The sequence below is a fragment of the Polynucleobacter sp. MWH-UH19D genome (assembly GCF_040409795.1).
Taxonomy (GTDB): domain Bacteria; phylum Pseudomonadota; class Gammaproteobacteria; order Burkholderiales; family Burkholderiaceae; genus Polynucleobacter.
This window is the reverse complement of record NZ_CP099571.1, coordinates 1,259,906-1,279,178: the sequence shown is the minus strand read 5'-3', so window position 1 is coordinate 1,279,178 and position 19,273 is coordinate 1,259,906. Positions and strand designations below refer to the sequence as shown.

The 19,273-nt window shown below is 46.1% G+C and carries 16 protein-coding genes; 8 read left to right on the top strand and 8 right to left on the bottom strand.

Annotated features, from left to right (window positions below; translation table 11 throughout):
• Position 1 precedes the first annotated feature (1 nt).
• Complete coding sequence (gene tsaE, locus NHB34_RS06435; RefSeq protein WP_353426819.1) at positions 2 to 523, bottom strand: tRNA (adenosine(37)-N6)-threonylcarbamoyltransferase complex ATPase subunit type 1 TsaE; 522 nt, start codon at positions 521 to 523, stop codon at positions 2 to 4.
• Between the two features lie 43 nt (positions 524 to 566).
• Between tsaE and queG the strand changes: the two genes are divergently transcribed.
• The 3 genes from queG to NHB34_RS06420 are packed head-to-tail and all read left to right on the top strand — an operon-like array spanning position 567 to position 2,828.
• Complete coding sequence (gene queG, locus NHB34_RS06430; RefSeq protein ID WP_353426818.1) at positions 567 to 1,697, top strand: tRNA epoxyqueuosine(34) reductase QueG; 1,131 nt, start codon at positions 567 to 569, stop codon at positions 1,695 to 1,697.
• A gap of 22 nt (positions 1,698 to 1,719) precedes the next feature.
• Positions 1,720 to 2,469, top strand: coding sequence for an AzlC family ABC transporter permease (locus NHB34_RS06425; protein ID WP_353426817.1), 750 nt, complete (start codon positions 1,720 to 1,722; stop codon positions 2,467 to 2,469).
• Positions 2,469 to 2,828, top strand: a complete 360-nt coding sequence (locus NHB34_RS06420) for an AzlD domain-containing protein (RefSeq protein ID WP_353426816.1) — start codon at positions 2,469 to 2,471, stop codon at positions 2,826 to 2,828. Before NHB34_RS06425 ends, NHB34_RS06420 begins: the two co-directional genes overlap by 1 nt.
• Before the next feature lie 18 nt (positions 2,829 to 2,846).
• Here NHB34_RS06420 and NHB34_RS06415 read toward each other — a convergent pair whose 3' ends face one another.
• Together NHB34_RS06415 and NHB34_RS06410 are read right to left on the bottom strand one after the other, a co-directional pair.
• Entirely contained in the window at positions 2,847 to 5,924 is a 3,078-nt protein-coding gene (locus tag NHB34_RS06415; protein ID WP_353426815.1) for an FAD-linked oxidase C-terminal domain-containing protein, read from the bottom strand.
• Complete coding sequence (locus tag NHB34_RS06410) at positions 5,921 to 6,622, bottom strand: GntR family transcriptional regulator (protein ID WP_353426814.1); 702 nt, start codon at positions 6,620 to 6,622, stop codon at positions 5,921 to 5,923. The genes NHB34_RS06415 and NHB34_RS06410 overlap by 4 nt, the downstream gene beginning before the upstream one ends.
• A 180-nt stretch (positions 6,623 to 6,802) precedes the next feature.
• On the opposite strand from NHB34_RS06410, the gene NHB34_RS06405 reads away from it, so the two are divergent.
• From NHB34_RS06405 to NHB34_RS06395, 3 genes are all read left to right on the top strand, one after another.
• On the top strand, positions 6,803 to 7,987 hold the full coding sequence (locus tag NHB34_RS06405; protein WP_353428562.1) for an aminotransferase class V-fold PLP-dependent enzyme: 1,185 nt from the start codon (positions 6,803 to 6,805) through the stop codon (positions 7,985 to 7,987).
• A gap of 153 nt (positions 7,988 to 8,140) precedes the next feature.
• Positions 8,141 to 8,545, top strand: a complete 405-nt coding sequence (locus NHB34_RS06400; RefSeq protein WP_353428561.1) for a heme-binding protein — start codon at positions 8,141 to 8,143, stop codon at positions 8,543 to 8,545.
• Positions 8,546 to 8,551: 6 nt separating this feature from the next.
• Complete coding sequence (locus NHB34_RS06395) at positions 8,552 to 9,955, top strand: DEAD/DEAH box helicase (protein WP_353426813.1); 1,404 nt, start codon at positions 8,552 to 8,554, stop codon at positions 9,953 to 9,955.
• 40 nt (positions 9,956 to 9,995) lie between these two features.
• Here NHB34_RS06395 and NHB34_RS06390 read toward each other — a convergent pair whose 3' ends face one another.
• Complete coding sequence (locus tag NHB34_RS06390) at positions 9,996 to 10,175, bottom strand: hypothetical protein (RefSeq protein WP_353426812.1); 180 nt, start codon at positions 10,173 to 10,175, stop codon at positions 9,996 to 9,998.
• 20 nt (positions 10,176 to 10,195) lie between these two features.
• A complete protein-coding gene (gluQRS, locus tag NHB34_RS06385; protein WP_353426811.1) occupies positions 10,196 to 11,161 on the bottom strand; it encodes a tRNA glutamyl-Q(34) synthetase GluQRS in 966 nt (321 codons plus the stop codon).
• A 3-nt stretch (positions 11,162 to 11,164) separates the two neighbouring features.
• Here gluQRS and dnaE point away from each other — a divergent pair, with 3 nt between their 5' ends.
• A complete protein-coding gene (gene dnaE, locus NHB34_RS06380) occupies positions 11,165 to 14,779 on the top strand; it encodes a DNA polymerase III subunit alpha (RefSeq protein ID WP_353426810.1) in 3,615 nt (1,204 codons plus the stop codon).
• A 12-nt stretch (positions 14,780 to 14,791) separates the two neighbouring features.
• On the opposite strand, the gene NHB34_RS06375 is transcribed toward dnaE, so the two are convergent.
• From NHB34_RS06375 to NHB34_RS06365, 3 genes are read right to left on the bottom strand one after another with little or no spacing between them, the layout of a single operon-like run.
• Positions 14,792 to 15,937: a glycosyltransferase family 9 protein gene (locus NHB34_RS06375; RefSeq protein ID WP_353426809.1), complete on the bottom strand. Its 1,146-nt coding sequence runs from the start codon at positions 15,935 to 15,937 to the stop codon at positions 14,792 to 14,794.
• Positions 15,938 to 15,948: 11 nt separating this feature from the next.
• Positions 15,949 to 16,728 (bottom strand): glycosyltransferase family 2 protein, encoded by a 780-nt coding sequence (locus NHB34_RS06370; RefSeq protein WP_353426808.1) that lies wholly within the window; start codon positions 16,726 to 16,728, stop codon positions 15,949 to 15,951.
• Positions 16,725 to 17,486: a glycosyltransferase family 2 protein gene (locus NHB34_RS06365; protein WP_353426807.1), complete on the bottom strand. Its 762-nt coding sequence runs from the start codon at positions 17,484 to 17,486 to the stop codon at positions 16,725 to 16,727. The genes NHB34_RS06370 and NHB34_RS06365 overlap by 4 nt, the downstream gene beginning before the upstream one ends.
• 10 nt (positions 17,487 to 17,496) lie before the next feature.
• On the opposite strand from NHB34_RS06365, the gene msbA reads away from it, so the two are divergent.
• Positions 17,497 to 19,260 (top strand): lipid A export permease/ATP-binding protein MsbA, encoded by a 1,764-nt coding sequence (msbA, locus tag NHB34_RS06360; protein ID WP_353426806.1) that lies wholly within the window; start codon positions 17,497 to 17,499, stop codon positions 19,258 to 19,260.
• The last annotated feature ends 13 nt before the right edge of the window (positions 19,261 to 19,273 follow it).

Genomic DNA, 19,273 nt, shown 5'->3' with positions numbered 1-19,273 from the left:
ATCAATTAATGCTATTGAGGACGACTAGACCGCGATCAGAGAAAGCGCTGATTTTAATAGTGCGTTCGGCCTCATCATTTCCAGATTCAAGTTCAATCTGAATGTCAAATGGTGGCAATGTTCCCTCTGCTTTATCTGGCCATTCAATCAAGCAAAAACCAGGCGCATCAAAATACTCTGCAAATCCTGACTCTTGCCACTCTAATGGATCGCGCATACGATAAAGATCAAAATGATACGCAGTGTAGTGAATCTGGTTGGCTTGCAATGAATACGGCTCACATAGAGTGTAGGTGGGGCTTTTTACTTTGCCCGTATGACCCAGGTCTTGAATAAGATATCTAGCCAAGGTAGTTTTCCCTGCTCCTAAATTGCCAATGAGTGCGATATTAAGGTGGTTGCTCGGGTTTTGCTGGATCTCCCTGGAAATGCCGGTAGCAAATCGCTGAGCGAGCTGAGCGGTATCTGCTTCTTGCCTACAATATTGTGTGATGGTATCCAGTGGTTCTGGTGTTTTGGCCATTGCGTTAGTTTATTTCAATTATTCGGCTTCATTCTTCATTTATATGCCTTTATCAACCCATTCTTCTGACAAAGCTACAGGCCTAGATGCAGCAACGCTGCGTGCATGGCTTGGAGCCAAGGCAGTGGAGTTGGGCTTTGATGATTTGCGCATTACCGATACCGCATTGGGTGATGCGAGTCAAAAGCTCCAAGAATGGTTAGCAGCAGGGCGTCATGGTCATATGGACTATATGGAGCGCCATGCAGAGTTAAGATCAAACCCTGCATTATTAGTGCCAGGTGTTCTGAGAGTCATTTGCGTCTCCATGAATTACTTATCGCTAGATGTTGACTTTGATAGTGAATTGCAGGGCTTGGAGAATCCAACGAAAGCCTCAATCTCTTTATATGCGCGAGGCCGCGATTATCACAAAGTCTTGCGCACTCGTTTGCAAGAGTTTGCTAAAGCGATTGAGGAAAAAATTGGTCGTTTTGGATATCGTGTGTTTACGGATTCAGCGCCACTGATGGAGGTGGAATTAGCGCGTAAAGCAGGGCTTGGTTGGCGTGGAAAACATACGCTATTGCTCAACCGAGAATCAGGATCTACTTTTTTCTTGGGAGAGATCTTGGTGGATATACCGCTACCAGTGGATGAGCCACAAGAGGCGCATTGCGGAACCTGCCAGTCTTGTATTGATATTTGCCCGACTGGAGCGATTACTGCACCTTATGAACTAGATGCAAGACGCTGCATTTCCTATTTAACAATCGAAAATCCAGAAACTATTCCGCTTGAATTTCGCAGGGCGATTGGTAACCGCGTCTATGGCTGTGATGATTGCCAGTTAATTTGTCCATGGAATAAATTTGCTAAGCGATCCAGCCTTCCTGATTTTGCTCAGCGTCATGGCTTGGGGCAAGCTACTTTGTTGCAGCTCTGGTCTTGGACGGAATCTGAATTCAATCAGCGTCATGAAGGAAGTGCGATTCGGCGCATTGGGTATGCTCGATGGCGCCGCAATTTAGCTGTTGGATTGGGTAATGCTTTGGCTAGTCCCAAGATCAGCACTGAAGACAAGCAGCTGATTCGTCATGCTTTAGAGAATGCAATCGCTTCTGCAGACCCTTTGGTAGCAGAGCATATAGACTGGGCCCTTTCAGACAATACAAGCACAGTTAGCAAAGATTGAGCTTGGCTTCTACAATGACACCATGTCCTCAAACGAAACTTTAGTAGCGCAGCGCTTCCAAAATCGGAGCGATGCGTTTTGGTCGGGCATTCGTGATGCGGCAGGGGCGCCAGCCATGGTTCTATTTGCTGGTATGGTGGGCTTTGGTGCTATGGGTAAGACCAATGGTTTTGATGTTTGGTTTACAAGCTTCACAACCTTCTTTATGTTTGCCTTGCCAGGTCAGGTAGTACTCTTAGAAATGGCTATTACAGGCTCATCTGTTTTAGCAATTGCCTTGGCAGTCACCTTAACCTCAACCCGATTTGTCACGATGACGGTGACACTATTTCCGCAGTTTCATCAAAAAGATCGCAACCGAAATTTATATGCCTCAGTGCATTTATTGGCGATGACAGCATGGGCGATCTCTATGAAAGAGTTTCATTCGATTGAAGTCAAACATCGCTTGAGTTATTTTGTGGGCTTGGGATTATTGTGTTGGCTGATTTCGATTCCGGGAACCATTTTGGGGTTTTATCTGGCAGGAATGGTTCCACCTGCAGTCACCTTGGGTTTGGTATTTATTAACCCATTGTTTTTCTTGCTAACCTTTACTGAAGTAAAGCCCTGGATTAATCGCATCGCCATTTTGATGGGTTGTATCTTTGGCCCAATCTTTTTTATTGTGGATCGCGATACCAGCTTATTAACTGCTGGCGTCATTGGTGGCACCTTGGCTTATGTTATTGATCGCAAGTTCTTGCGCAAAAGAGCAGGGGTGATTGGTTAATGAATGTGATTCATAACATGGCTGATGCACTCTCAGGATGGGGTTTGTGGATTGCCTTAGTTGGCGCTTGCCTTGGCACTTATTTTTGTAGAGCGATTGGCGTCTTGCTCTCTAATAGCATTAATCAAGATAGCGAGATCTTTCGTTGGCTCTCTGCCGTGACTTATGCGATGGTTGCGGCTTTAACAATTCGATTGATTGTGATGCCATTGGGATTAATGTCAACCGTCCCCTTGTGGATACGTATACTCATTTGCGCGCTCAGTATTGGTGTGATGGTATCTAAACCTACCAAGCGTTTAGTTCCAGCCTTGTTGACTGGAACCTTGCTCATGGTAGGTTACGGCGTCATTCGCTAAAACATTTTTACTCTATTTTTATTGAAGATGCGCTGCTAATATTTTGGCGATATGGACTGCTTCGCGTTTCGTGCCATCGGCAATTTGATGGCGACAGCTGGTACCATCAGCAACTACCCAGCTATCTGGTGATTTACGAATACTTGGCAATAGACTGGCTTCAGCCATTTGTTTAGATACTTCAATGTGCTTCGCTTCATAACCAAAGCTACCCGCCATACCGCAACACGATGACTCAATTAGCTTAGGCTGCGCATTGGGAATCAATTTCAGCAACTCCAGTGCGGGCGTGACTGCTGCAAAGGATTTTTGATGGCAGTGACCATGAAATAGTACTTCCTGAGTTGCTGGCTTGAGCTTGAGTATTAACTTTCCAGATTTAGCTTCCTTGGCTAAAAATTCCTCTAGTAGTTGGGCTTGTTTGGATACCGCTATTGCGGATTCGCCAAGCCCCATGACGAGCGCTTCATCTCTTAAGGTGAAAAGACAAGAGGGTTCTAAACCAATAATTGGAATACCCATCTCAGCGTACGGTGCTAAGTGATTAATGAGTTCACCCAAAGTTGCTTTTGCTTCGTCAACCATACCTGCTGCCAAATATGTTCTGCCGCAACAAAATTCTCTAGAGCAGGAATTTTTAGTGGAGAGATTTATCTTGCTTTCGTTCTTGTCTTTGCTCTTATGGGGGATGTGTACTCGATAGCCAGCTGCCTCAAGTACTTTGATGGCTGATTGAAGATTTTCATCCTCGAAGTAGGCATTAAAAGTATCAGCGAGCAGAACAACACCTTTGCCATCTGCGCCAAGCAATTGAGACGGGCTGGATTGGTAACTAGATGCTTTCTTCTGATTCCAAAAAGTATTGCTCTTCCAAATGGGCAGGCTGCGCTGTGCGGAGATGCCCATGACCCATTCTTGTAATTTGGCGATAGGTTTGATGTGATTACGTAGGTTGAGCAGCGCTGGGAGTAGTGGAATACTGCTAATTGTGGCTGCATATTTGGGTAAATAAGCTACTGCCAAATCTCGTAAGGAGTGACCAACCCTTTTTTTGTAAGCAGCTAAAAACTCGATTTTCATCTTCGCCATATCAACACCAGTGGGACACTCGCGTCGACATGCTTTGCAGCTCACACAAAGATCCATCACTTCTTTAATGGCATCGCTACCTAATGGAGATGACTCATCATGAATATCCAGTTGATTGGAGAGGGCTAAGCGCAGGGTATTTGCTCTACCACGTGTTAGATGTTTCTCATCACGAGTAACGCGGTAGCTTGGGCACATCATATCTGCATCAAACTTGCGGCAGTGGCCATTGTTATTGCACATTTCAACTGCTTTGGCTAAGCCTTGAGCGGGATCGCCTCCGGTGCCTGGCGCAGTGGTCTCTTCTGTAACGGGATTATTTTGTACATTCCAAGCGGACCAATCTAAAGCGGGTTGTAGGGGAATGACCTTGTAGCTTGGAGGAAAACGAAAGTTACTCGCATCATCCATCTTGGGTGGATTAATGATCTTGCCAGGATTAAATAAACCATTTGGATCAAACGCCTGTTTAATTTGTGCAAGTGCTTCAGTAATCCTGGGGCCAAATTGCCAAGAGATCCATTCGCCACGACATAGGCCATCTCCATGTTCACCGCTATAGGCGCCTTTGTATTTGCGTACCAGGGCAGATGCTTCCTCGGCAATCGCGCGCATTTTCTGCGCGCCATCACGACGCATATCCAAAATGGGGCGGACATGCAAAGTACCAACAGAGGCATGGGCATACCAGGTGCCACGTGACCCATATTTGGAGAACACATCAGTTAAGGCCTGCGTATATTCCGCCAAACTTTCAAGAGGTACTGCGCAGTCTTCAATAAAGCTGACAGGCTTGCCATCACCTTTTAGGCTCATCATGATATTAAGACCAGCTTTGCGCACTTCCCACAAATTCTTTTGCAAACCTGTATCAGGCATTGCGACCACGGAGCCTGGTAAACCTAAGTCACCCATCAGCTCTTGAAGGGCTCTAAGTTTTTCGAGTAATGGTGCGTGCGATTCGCCAGAAAACTCTACAAGAAGAATAGCTTCGGGTGTTTGTGCAGAAGGATCAATCAGTGAAGTCTCAATGGTCTTCTTAAAGCTAGGGTTGCTACGTGCTAGATCAATCATGGTGCGATCGACGAGCTCGACTGCGGTTGGGCCGAGCTTCACAATATGCTGCGCACTATCCATTGCCTTGTAAAAGCTAGCAAAGTTCACAATACCGAGTACTTTATGTTTAGCTAAAGGAGCCAGTTGAAGCTTCAAGGATTTGAAATAGGCTAGCGTGCCTTCGCTGCCTACTAAGAGATGCGCTAAATTGACGCTGCCATCTTGAGTGTAGGGAAGCTCACTTTGTGGATGGAATATATCTAAGTTGTAACCAGCAACACGTCTTAGCACTTTTGGAAAGTGCGCTTCGATTTCAGGTTGTAGGGTGTAAGCTAAGCCCTTAACAAAATCCCCCAGCTGTTTGGCAGCACCAGAGCTATTGGCATAGTTGCCAAATTGCGCAACCTTTCCATCTGCCAGCCATGCATCGATGCCTAATACGTTATGCACCATATTGCCGTAGGCGATGGAGCGGCTGCCGCAGGAGTTGTTGCCCGCCATGCCGCCAATGGTTGCTTGCGCAGCAGTAGAAACATCCACTGGATACCAAAGACCATGCTGCTTTAGTGAACCATTGAGGTGATCAAGCACCATTCCAGGTTCAACTTCTACGTAACCCTTATCTACATTAAGGTCGAGAATATTGCGAAAGTATTTTGTGTTGTCGATGACTAAAGCTGCACCAGTGGTTTGGCCGCACTGGCTAGTGCCACCACCACGGGGTAGTACAGGTACTTTTAAATCTGCTGCAATCTGAATAGCGCTAGCAATATCTTCAGCCGTCTTAGGAATAAAGACAGCGACTGGCATAGCTTGGTAAATCGAGGCATCAGTTGCATAGCGTCCACGACTTGCCATATCCGTCATTACTTCGCCAGATGTTTCTTGACGTAGGCGTTTTGCTAGCATAGTCGTATCCATCACGAGCTCTTTAGAAAGGGGTTTGTTCATGATTTGGTTGCCTCGATTGTCTCAATTGCCTCTGTAGGCATTTCTGATTTGAGTAATTGCACAACGACATCTCGCTTGTTATGAACGTGCCGCATCATGATATTGCGCATGCGCTCGCCGTCTCTAGCCTTAAGCGCATCGAGCATCTCTTGATGCTCTTCAACGGCTTTCTCCCATTTCACGCCATCTTGGTTGGAGCGAAAGCGTAGTGCTTCAATGCGTGCATTGACTTGAGTGAATAAGCGAGAGAGAACAGGATTATTTGCTGCTTGATTAATGAGGTGATGAATTCGTAGATTGAGTTGGTAATAGCTTGATAAATCTCTGCGTGCGTAAGAGGCCATCATTTCATATTGAAGAGCTTCTAATTCAGAAAGGCTGGTATCGCTAATATTATTCGCTGCTAATTCACCAGAGAATCCTTCTAGATCAGCAATGACATCAAAGGTATGAATAACATCTTCTAGGCTTAGTTGTAGGGCAATTGCACCGCGATTGGCGATCAACTCCACCAGACCATCAGCGGCCAGGCGACGGATCGCTTCGCGAATCGGGGTGCGAGAAACATTCAGACTTTCAGCTAACTCCCGCTCATTGAGTTTGTTACCAGGGGCAATCTTGCCTTCCACTAATAAAGAGCGGAGTTTTTGGAAGGTGGCTTCGTGAAGATTCTGGGAATTCAGCGTTTCTTTTGCCATGATTCTGGAATCCTAAATTTGTATACAAAATAGTCAATAACTCATAATAAAGCATAAATTTGGCTAAATTTGGTAATTTAATCAAAATAAATTGTATACAAAATGGAAAATTCCCAAAAATTGGCATACACTAGCAACAGCATTCAATTACCTAAAAACCAATCAAGAGCGAGACAAACTATGCTGAAACTAGATAACCACGCATCAGGACGCCATTTTTTGCATATTCCTGGCCCAAGCCCTGTGCCTTCCCGCGTACTGCGTTCAATTAGCTATCAAACTATCGACCATCGTGGTCCAGAATTCGGCGCATTTGGTTTGCAGGTGCTTGAGGGAATTAAGAAGATTTTTAAAACTGAGCAACCCGTGATCATTTATTCCGCATCAGGAACTGGATCATGGGAGGGTGCTTTGGTAAACGTTCTCAACCCTGGCGACAAGGTGCTTTTCTATGAGACCGGTCAATTTGCAAACTTGTGGCGTGCCTTAGCAAAACGACTCGGCTTAGATGTTGAGGTGGTTGGCAAACCAGGGCAAGACACTTGGCGCTGGGGTGTTGATGCTTCTGTGATTGAAGAGCGTTTGCGTAAAGATACCCAGCACGAGATCAAAGCGGTTTGCGTAGTGCATAACGAAACTTCTACTGGCGTCACCTCCAATATTGCAGCAGTACGTAAAGCAATTGATTCATTGAAGCACCCAGCTTTGTTGCTGGTAGACAGTGTGTCTGGCTTGGGCTCGGCGGATTACGAGCATGATAAGTGGGGCGCCGACGTGACGGTGTCTGGTTCACAAAAGGGTTTGATGTTGCCTCCTGGTATTGGCTTTAATGCTTTATCTCCGAGAGCGATTGATGCCAGCAAGCACAATACTTTTCCAAAGTCGTACTGGGCTTGGGATGAAATCTTGGAGTCCAATAAAAATGGTTATTGGCCTACAACGCCAAGCACCAATCTAATGTATGGCTTGCACGAAGCAATGGACATGATGATGGCTGAAGGTTTGGATAATATTTTTGCGCGTCATCAACGTTTAGCAGCAGCCTGTCGTGAAGCAGTAAATGCTTGGGGCTTAGAAATTCAGTGTCAAGATAAAGATTGCTATTCACCAGTATTAACTTGTATTGCTGTGCCCGAGGGTATGGATGCGGATGTATTGCGTAAACACGCGCTTGAGAAATTTAATCTTTCATTGGGTACGGGCCTTGGCAAGATTAAAGGCAAGGCATTTCGCATTGGTCACTTAGGTGACTGTAATGAATTGAGCTTAATGGCGGCTTTGAGCGGTGTAGAGATGAGTCTGGGTGCTATGGGTTACAAGCCTAAGGCCAGCGGTGTAGTGGCTGCCCAAGAGTTTCTGAAGTAACTCTTCTGGCTTAGGAATGCGGTGTAGCGGGGCTTGGAGGTTCGAGTCCTGCTGCACCCTATATAATTTGAGCACTTGGGCACTTGTGCTGATGAAGTATTTATCCCTTAAAACATATTCGAGACAAACGTATTTAAAAAAGGATTCAACATGTTGGCTACTAAACCTTACCTTACGCAAGCAGATGTTCAGAAGATTTTGGATGCTGCTAACAAGCACGCTGCTACGAATAACTGGGCAGTAACGATTGCGGTTTGTGATGATGGTGGCCATATGTTGGGCTTGATTCGTCGTGATGGTTGCGCTCCTGTTTCTGCATATATTGCACAAGAGAAAGCGCGTACAGCTGCAATGGGTAAACGTGAAAGCCGTGTTTACGAAGAAATTATTAACAATGGCCGTACTTCTTTCTTATCTGCTCCGCATATTGCCGGCATGTTAGAGGGTGGGGTCAACATCGAGGTAAATGGGTTTACCATCGGCGCAGTCGGCGTTTCCGGCGTTAAATCGTCCGAAGATGCTGAGACTGCTAAGGCCGGCATTGCGGCCATTCTGTAAGTTACCTTGACAAATACTGCTACTGATAACAATTCTTCCTCTGGGTCTGGCGCAGCTCCTGCTGCCAGCCCTACAGCAACAATCACTTTTGCTGATTTTGGTTTAGATCCGCTGATTCAAAAAGCGGTTGCCGAACAGGGTTATAACAATCCCACGCCGATTCAAGCGCAATCAATTCCACATGTACTTGCGGGAAGTGATTTGATGGGTGCGGCACAAACAGGTACTGGTAAGACGGCAGCGTTTGTATTGCCAATTATTCAAAAGATTTTGCGTCACGCAAGTAATAGCGCTTCACCAGCACGTCACCCGATTCGGGCATTAGTACTGACACCAACGCGTGAACTAGCAGTTCAGGTGGCTGACAACGCCGCAAGCTATTCCAAGCATACGGATTTACGAACTGCCGTGGTTTATGGCGGCGTTGATATGAAAGAGCAAGTGCAAGTCCTGCGTAATGGTGTGGAAATCTTGATCGCTACACCTGGTCGCTTGCTCGATCATATTGGCTCTAAGGTGGCCAATCTTTCACAGGTAGAGTTGCTGGTATTGGACGAAGCAGATCGCATGCTTGACATGGGCTTCTTGCCAGACTTGCAACGCATCATTAATTTGATTCCAGTGCAACGCCAAACCTTATTGTTCTCGGCAACCTTTTCGCCCGAGATTAAGAAATTGGCGCAAAGCTATTTGCGGTCTCCAGTGACAGTAGAGGTTGCTAGACAAAATGCCGCGGCAGACACGGTGAAGCAAGTAGTGCATATGGTGTCTTCAATGGATAAGCAACGCGCGATCGTAAAGGTCTTGGAGAATCGTACGCGCCAAGGCTTATCGCGCCAATGCATCATCTTTACTAATAGTCGTCTAGGCTGCGCTAAATTAGCGCGTGCCTTAGAGCGTGATGGCATTAAAGCGGGTGCGATCCATGGCGATAAGAGTCAGGGAGAGCGTACTTTAACCCTAGAGGCATTTAAGTCAGGTGCAATTGAAGCTCTAGTGGCAACTGACGTTGCGGCACGTGGCTTAGATATTCCTGATATGCCATGCGTGATTAATCATGAGTTGCCATTTAATGCCGAAGATTTTATTCATCGAATTGGGCGAACAGGCCGCGCAGGAAGCAAAGGTGATGCTATTGCCTTAGTTGATGATAGTGAAAAGCGTTTACTCGATGACATCGAGAAATTAATGAAGCGCAAACTAGAAGTGGCGCCCTTACCTGATGTGAAATCCACCCCAGGTCAAATCACAGACCCATTCTTCTACAAGCCCTATGAACCCGGTAGCACACCAAAATCTATAAATTCCGATTCAGCGCCAACAGCTCAATTACCAGAAGTGAAAAAAGCAGGCATCACCCCTGCTAAGCCTGCGGTTGGCGCATTGCTTGGTGGCTTTAAGAAAAAATAAGCTGTCGATAGATTTAAGAGATTGAATTATTTCTAGCTGGCTAACAATTTTTATCATTACTTTTTGTTCTGGTAATGTGCCGTAAGGCGGTGGCTAATTCGGCATCGTCACCATCAGCGAGTACTTGATTTAAATATTCAGTCATCGCGCGCTTATTTTCTAGAAGTCGAGCAATGTCAAATTCAGTTAAGTCATTAAGTTTTATTTTCTTGGCGAGCATCGTAGATTTCTATTGGCGCATCAATCATATTTAGCGATATTGATTCTCCAAGCTTTTGCAGCCGCTAACAACCACTCTGCAATAGTGGTATCCCCATCAGGCAAGCCATGTAATCCAAGGTGCTTTGCTGCTATGCGAAGCTCTGCAAGCGCACTTTTCTCATTTTCGGTATTGATTGAGCTGGCCAGCGTTTGTTTGCTTAGCTTCTCGCCGTGCTCATCAAGCACTAAAGGCAGGTGGCGGTAGCTTGGGGTTGGGTAATTTAGTTGATTTTGTAGATAAATTTGCCTCGCAGTATTGTTGAGCAAGTCTTGCCCACGAACAATATGAGTGATGCCTTGCTGTGCATCGTCAACAACGACTGCGAGTTGATAAGTGAATAGCCCATCGTTTCGGCGTAAAACAAAATCGCCCACTGCTTGATTGAGGTCTTGCTTTTGCATTCCGAGAGAAAGATCTTCAAATTTAATTTGGCAATTTTCCGGAAGGGCGATGCGCCATGCTTTTTTGCTATCGCCCAATAACTCATCTGAATAAGGGGTTGGCTGAGATGGCCTACAAGTTCCGGGATAAACCACCTCTTGGTTGCGTGGAGTATGAATACCCGCCGCTAACAAAGCATTTGAAATCGTTTGCCTTGAGCAGGAGCATGCATATAGTTTGCCGAGCTTATTAAGACGCTGGAATGCCATTTGATAGTGCTCTTGTCGTCTAGATTGATAGCTAGGCTTCCCATCCCAAAAAAGGCCACAAGCGCGCAATTGAGCTTGAATCTGAATGTCGGCTCCGGGCACGCATCTAGGGGTGTCTATATCCTCGATTCTGAGGAGCCATTGACCCCCATTTGCACGGGCGTCTAACCAGCTTCCAAGGGCTGCAACAAGGGATCCAGCATGAAGTGGCCCTGTTGGCGAAGGGGCAAATCGCCCGCGATAGCCGTCGGCTGGGGATGAGGGGTTTTTGAGCTTGGACACAGCTAAAATCATCTCATGGCTTCACCCCGTTTTGTACATCTTCGCATCCATTCTGAGTTTTCCATTACGGATGGGACGGTGCGCATCGACGATGCTGTGGCTGCCGCAGTTCAAGATGAGATGGGCGCTCTGGCTATTACAGATCTCAGCAATTTGTTTGGTTTAGTCCGTTTCTATACTGCTGCGCGTTCTGGGGGTATTAAGCCGATTGCGGGTGCCGATGTGTGGGTGAGTAATCCACAAGATCCAGATCAGCCACATCGTCTTCTGTTGCTGGTGCAAAACCATTCGGGCTACTTAAATCTATGCCAGCTTTTATCTAGAGCATCTCTAGATAACCAAAATCGTGGTCGCGCTGAAATTGATTTGTCTTGGTTTAATGAGCCCGCTGCAAATGCTGAAGATAAGGACGCCAGGAGAACCCTTGCTTATGGATTGATTGCGCTTTCAGGTGCGCGTATGGGTGAAGTAGGTGCGGCATTGCTAGTGGGTCAAGAAGATCAGGCTAAAAAAGCAATTAAACGTTTCCAAAAAATATTTCCTGATGCGTTTTATATTGAAGTGCAACGTGGTGGACATCCTCAAGATGAAAGACATTTGCAGTTAGCTTGTCATGTGGCAAGTCAACTAGATTTGCCTGTGGTTGCTACTCATCCCGTGCAGTTTATGCAAAAGAGCGACTTCATTGCTCATGAGGCGCGAGTTTGTATTGCCGAAGGAGAGTTGCTTGGTAACCCTCGTCGTCAGAAAAAATTTAATGAAGAGCAGTATTTTTTGACACAAGAGGAGATGGAAAAGCGGTTTGCAGATTTGCCGGTGGCATTGGCGAATTCCGTAGAGATTGCTAAGCGCTGCAATTTATCTCTAGTATTGGGTCAACCGCGTTTGCCGGATTTTCCAACGCCACCGGGCATTACCTTGGATGACTATTTACTGGCGCAATCAGAGCAGGGCCTTGAGCGTCATATGGAGCGCAATTTCCCCGATCCCGAGGAACGTGCAAAGGAAATGCCGCGCTATAGAGAGCGACTTGTATTTGAAGTAAAGACCATTTCTCAAATGGGATTCCCTGGCTACTTCTTGATTGTGGCGGACTTCATTAACTGGGCAAAAAATAATGGCGTACCAGTTGGACCCGGACGTGGTTCAGGTGCAGGATCTTTGGTGGCTTACTCATTGGGCATTACCGACCTCGATCCGCTTCGTTATAACTTACTCTTCGAGCGCTTCCTTAATCCTGAGCGGGTATCGATGCCTGACTTTGATATCGACTTCTGTCAGCATGGGCGTGATCGCGTCATTCAGTATGTCAAAGATAAGTATGGCAAAGACGCTGTGAGTCAGATTGCAACCTTTGGAACCATGGCAGCACGCGCGGCGATTCGAGATGTTGGTCGAGTTTTGGAGCAGGGCTATAACTTTGTTGACGGTATTGCAAAGCTAGTACCGAATAAGCCTGGTCAATACATGACGATTGACATGGCAAAGAAGGAAGAAAAACAGCTTGCTGAGCGCGAGAAAAATGAAGATGAGGTACGTCAACTGCTGTCTCTTGCAGAGCAATTAGAGGGCATGACCCGTAACGTGGGTATGCATGCAGGTGGTGTATTGATTGCACCAGGTCGTTTGACAGATTTCTGCCCGCTCTATACCCAAGAAACCAAAGACCAAGACAGTAGTTCTGTTATTAGTCAGTTTGATAAGGATGACGTCGAAGCAATCGGTCTGGTGAAATTCGATTTCTTGGGCTTAACTACACTTACCATCTTGGCGGCTGCTGAGCGTTGGATTAAAGCATTGCATGCGGATCGCAAGGATTGGAGTATTAGCGATATCCCGCTCGATGATGAGAAGGCATTTGAGGTTTTAAAAAGAGCAAATACCGTCGCGGTATTTCAGTTGGAAAGTCGCGGCATGCAAGGCATGCTTCGTGAAGCTAAGCCTGACCGCTTTGAGGACATTATCGCTTTGGTGGCTTTGTATCGTCCTGGCCCAATGGACTTGATTCCGGACTTCATTGAGCGTAAGCATGGCCGTCAAAAAGTAGAGTATCCAGATCCGCGTATTGAGCCGGTTTTGCGTGAAACCTACGGCATCATGGTCTATCAAGAGCAGGTGATGCAGATGGCTCAGATGATTGGCGGCTACTCCCTGGGCGGCGCTGATATGTTGCGTCGTGCAATGGGTAAGAAAAAACCAGAGGAAATGGCCCAACATCGCAAGATCTTTAGTGATGGTGCAAAAGCAGGTGGTATCTCTGAATCTAAGGCTAATGAGATTTATGACTTGATGGAGCGTTTTGCGGGCTATGGCTTTAATAAATCTCACGCCGCTGCTTACGCATTACTAGCCTATCAAACAGCGTGGCTAAAAGCGTATTACCCAGCTGAGTTTATGGCAGCCAACTTATCGCTCGCGATGGATGACACCGATAAGGTGAAGATTTTGTATGACGATTGCTTGGCAAATCAAATTCGTGTGTTCTCACCTGATATTAATACCGGGGTATATGAGTTCACACCGCTGCGAGCACCAGATGCTGCACCAGACTCGCCGATTAGTCATATTCGTTATGGTTTAGGGGCGGTCAGGGGAACTGGAGAGGCGGCAATTGAAGTAATTGTGAAAGCGCGTGAAGCGGGTGGTCCATTCAAGGACTTGTTTGATTTTTGTGCTCGCGTAGATCGTCGGCAAGTAAACCGCAGAGCGATAGAGGCTTTGATGCGCGCTGGTGCATTCGATAGCCTGTATCGCGATCAGGTTCCTCCTGGCGCTAATCTATATGACATTCGCTCAACCTTGTTGGCCTCTTTAGCAAGGGCGATTGAGGCGGCCGAGCAAGCTGAAGCGTCGATTCATCAGGTAAGTTTGTTTGAGGCGGCTGGCGAAGATCATCGTCATCTCCCAGAATTAGTGCGTGAGCCCATTTGGTCTGAAAAGAAGCGACTGCAAGAAGAGAAAACTGCTCTAGGACTTTGTCTTACCGGCCATATGTTTGATGCCTATCGCGAAGAGACATCCCACTTCATTCGTCAGCCATTGGCAAAAATTACTGAAGGTAAGGATCAATTAATTGCTGGCATTATTACTTCTGCCCGTATGCTGACTGGACAACGGGGTCGTATGATGATTGCAACCATTGATGATGGAACCACTGCCCTAGAAATCACGCTGTACAGCGAAGTCTATGAACCTAATCGATCCTGGCTGAAGGAAGATGAGTTATTGATCGCCAAGGTAAATGTGACTCCTGATAAGTTCTCGGGTGGTATGCGGATTGTTTCTGAGGCGGTGATGGACATTACCGGAGCACGCATGCGATTTGCACGTAATGTTCATGTCAACCTTGATCCTGCGGTTGATGTTCGCATGTTGCGTAATCAGATTGGCCCATACCTAATGTCTAATCGTGCGCGTGATCCAAAATTAGGAAATTCAAATCCATCTACTAATGCCAATGATGGTGTGAAGGGCTTGATGCTCACAGCTGCAGTAACCACTAGTGGTGGTGCTTGCTTAGTGCAGTTTCCAGAAGAGATGCGTATTTATCCAGACGACGCATGCTTACACAGCTTGAACCAATTATTGGGCATTAAGCAGAAGGACCCTGTTCAGGTTCAGTATCACTAAAGTCTAGCGACTTTAATTAATGATTTTTTCTACGGCGGCAATGATTTGACTGGGTTCTAGTAGATCGAGGCATTCGCTATTGCTATCAGCGCGGTCTAGGCAACCCGCCTTGCGACATGGGACGCATTCTCCAGGGCCTTGCAAAATCGTAATATTGCCAACGGTCTGAGAGCGTGCGCGTAATTGATAAGGTTGTTGGCCAATAAAGCCATTGGGCCATGGCCCAAAGTTTGTAGGTGGCGTAGCCCCAAATAGGGTAATTGTTGGGGTATTGCACGCTGCAGCTAAGTGGGTAATCGAAGTATCAACACCGATATACAGGATTGCATTTCGGAGTAGGGTCCCAGCTTGTGGAATAGAGAGCTTTCCTGCAGTATCAATAACCTGTGCACGCACATCATCACTGAGTAGGGACAGAATATCGTGATTAAGCTCTAAGTCTTGCTTTGCGGGAGATGCGCTAAGGACTACTTGAAGACCGCGTTGTACTAGGTAAGTAATAAGTGTCTGCCAATATAAAAGTGGCCAACGTTTATAGGCTGTCAGCGGACCGGGATGTAAAACAATATAAGATTGCGTCAACTGACTGGCAATGACAGGGGTAAGCGCCTCACCAATGGGCGGGGTGACATCAATTGGTTTTGCAAATAGCTTGGATGGGTCATCAACAAACGCCTCAAGCAATCGTAATTTTTCAGTTATGACGTGTTGGTTGAAGTAGTCAACGTCAACCGTATGCATGGAAATAAACTTCTTCCAAGCATTTTGTTGCTGTGCTTTATCGCCCGAAGGACTATGTTTGCCTTGTGGATGTCCCCCTAGAACACCAACTCTACGAAAGGCTGCTACTAGGCCGTATAGGTAGGCTCGATCGCTTGGTTGGGTAACAAAGGCGAGATCATAGCGCTGAAAGAGTTGGTTAAATAATGAGAGATATTCTGTAAGACCAGGGCGGTCTGAGGTCTCGATGGTTTGGGCGATGTCTGGATTGCCTTTAAGCATATCCATCTTGCCCTTGTAACCTAGAAAATGAAACTCAGCATCAGGCCAAAGTTCTCGGGCTTTGCTAATTAATGGAGTGGTGACAAGCACATCACCAATTTGCCGTGTGGCAATGAATAAGATTTTTTTAGGTTTGAAGTTTGAAAAAGACTTCATGGCATTTATCTTCAGAGGGCTTTTGCAAGAATTTTTTCACGAACTCGACGAGCATTCTCGGCAGAATTACTTTGATCGTGTATTTTGTGGAAGAGGTGAAGTACTTCTGTTGCCCATGAGCCCGACTTACGTTTGATATGGTTGTGCTGAAGGCGAAATACAAAATCAGCATCTTCATGACCCCAGCCAGTCATGGTTTCATCAAAACCACCAATCGCCTGGGCATCAGCTTTCCAGCAGGCCATATTGCAACCTTTGATGCGGCGCCAAACAAATTTCTTGTAGTTGCGCCAAGGGCCATCGCCTAATTTAATTTTCAGAGGCCAGTATTTATTGATTTGACCAGCGAGGCGATATTGCAGAAGATGTGAACTAAATTGTTTGTAGCTCCAGTTCCCTGAAGCGGTGAGTTCTTTGGTTAATTGCTCATTCAGCAGTACGCGACTGCCGGTTACTAAGAATCCCTTTTGCGACAGCGCACGATGTTGTGCCACGAAGTCTGGTTGAGTAATGCAGTCGCCATCTAGGAATACTAAATACTCCCCTTTGGCATGCTCAATCGCTTGATTCAGAATTTTGGTTTTACGAAAACCTTGATCTTCTTGCCATAGATGGGTGATGGCAATAGTTGATTGTGCTTTAAATGTATTGATGACTTCCTTGGTGCTTTCAGTGGACCCGTCATCGGCGATGATGATTTCAAAATCTCGATCGGTTTGAGTCTCCAAAGATTCGAGGCAAAGCTTGAGTGCTTGTGGCCAGTTGTAGGTGGCCAGCAAAATCGAAATCATTTTTCGGCTTCCTGGTTAAGGTGCCAAAGCTTGATATAACGGTAGTAGGTACCCTGGCCATTAGAGATGGCCAGGGCAAATCCCTGGCTACCATCCAAGAATCCTGCGCGAATGAAGTACGTGCGGATAAAAGCCCAAATGCCATGCAAAACTGCCTTTAGGGGGCTACTGGTTTTGCCCTTCGCAAATGCTTGTTCAGCAGAGGCAGTCGAATAGCGATCCAGCTTTTGCAATACTTGGGAGTAATTCATAAAGCTGTAATGCAGCATAGGGTTTTCCAGTTTGGCGACTGGGCCATTCGGGATGAGCCTCTCATGCACTAAATCATCAGAAAATCGTGCGCTTCCACGTTTAAATAAGCGCTCGACATAATCTGGAGCCCAACCTGAATGACGCATAAATCGTCCGCAATACCAAGATAGTCTAGGGATTGCGAAGCAATCTATATGGGCGCTATGGTGGATGGCGGTCAAAATTTCCGATCTTAGGGCGGGCGTAAGACGCTCATCCGCATCCAAAGAGAGAACCCAATCGCCTGTAGCTAGGTCTAGGGCGCGGTTTTTTTGGGGGCCAAAACCAGGCCAATCAGGGGGTTGGGCAATGGTTGCACCGTATTTTTGAGCAATTTCAAGGGTGCGATCAGCGCTATTGGTATCAACCACGACGATCTGTTGGGCAATGCCCTCTAGGGAGGCCAGACAGCCCTCTAAATTGGCTTCTTCGTTGCGGGTGATGAGTATGACGGATAAGGTGGGCATAATTCATTATATGAATGCTCAAGATCGTACCGCACTAAATCGCTTAATTACCTATTTGAAGCCGCATATTGGCTTGATTGTTGGCTCTTTATTGGCCATGGCAGTCGTCGCTGCAGCCGAGACATCCATACCGGCACTCATGAAACCTTTATTGGATCGCGGTTTCACTGGACAGCTCAATACCAAGCTTTGGCAGGTGCCAGTATTTTTAGTGGGTCTTGCTTTAGTTCGTAGCTTGGCACAATTTTTATCAAATTACTTGCTAACGCGAGTAATTAATGCGGTTCTCTTAAAACTTCGTGAACAGATGTTTCAGACCTTGTTAAATGCTAGTACGGCATTTTTCCAGAAAAATTCTGCATCGAGTTTAATTAATGCGGTTGTATTTGAAGTAAATAATGTGCTGTCGATTATGGGCGGCATGTTAATTAGTTTGGTACGCGACTCATTAACTGTGATTGGTTTAATGGGTTATTTAATTTATCTGAACTGGAAGTTAACTCTTGTTGTTTTATTTATTTTTCCCGTTATTGCTTTCATCATGAGCAAGATTAATCGGCGCTTGCGATCGCTAAACCGGGAGCAACAAAATTTAACCAGTGAGTTAGCATATATCGTAGAAGAGTCTGCTGCGGGCTACAAAATTGTCAAGGTTCATGGGGCGCAAGAGTATGAAATGAATCGCTTTATGCAAAAGGCTGAGCGTCTACGTCAATTTGCTCTGAAGTCTGCAGTTGCCGGAGGTTTGAACCAGCCCATTACGCAATTAATAGCATCGATGGCCCTATCGATAGTTTTGGTCATTGCCTTGATGCAGTCAGCTACCGAGGGCACTACTGTTGGTGGTTTCGCAGCCTTTATTACCGCGATGATGTTGGTGATTTCTCCTTTAAAGCATCTAGCGGATATCAATCAGCCATTACAACGCGGTCTTACTGCAGCCGAAATAATTTTTGGTTTAATGGATCAACCTTTTGAAGAAGCAGAAGAGCGCCGCCTTAATATGCATTCCTTGGAAAAGGCCAAAGGTGCAATTCGATTTGAGAATGTTGGTTTTTCTTATCAGCAAGAGCAGGGCCGTAAAGATGCTCTAAGTAATATTAATTTAAATATCAAGCCAGGTGAAATCGTTGCTTTCGTTGGGCCATCAGGCGGCGGCAAATCAACCTTAGTCAATTTATTGCCACGATTCTTTAAGCCTACTAGCGGGCAAATTTATTTGGACGATCAGCCCCTGGAAAATATTGCACTTGCCGATGTCAGAAAGCAATTGGCATTTGTCAGTCAAGATGTGATTTTGTTCAATGACACCATTGCGGCAAACGTAGCCTATGGTGTTACCAATGAAAAGGGTATTGATCGTGGGCGCGTTATGGAGGCTCTGGAGGCTGCAAATCTAAGTGCAATGATTCGTGAACTTCCAGATGGAATTGACTCCTTGGTCGGTGATAACGGTAACCGCTTATCTGGCGGCCAGCGACAGCGTTTAGCGATTGCCAGGGCAATCTATAAAAATGCGCCAATTTTGATATTAGATGAAGCAACTTCTGCATTGGACTCAGAGTCAGAGCGTCAAGTGCAAGATGCCCTAGAACGCTTAATGGCCGGTAGAACAACTTTAGTGATTGCCCATCGACTCTCTACCATTGAGCATGCCGATCGCATTGTGGTGCTTGAGCATGGCCACATTGTAGAAAATGGCTCGCACGAAGAACTAATTAAAAAGGATGGTCTATACGCCAACCTTCATCGTATTCAGTTTGCGAATGCTTAAATTTTTTATCTAA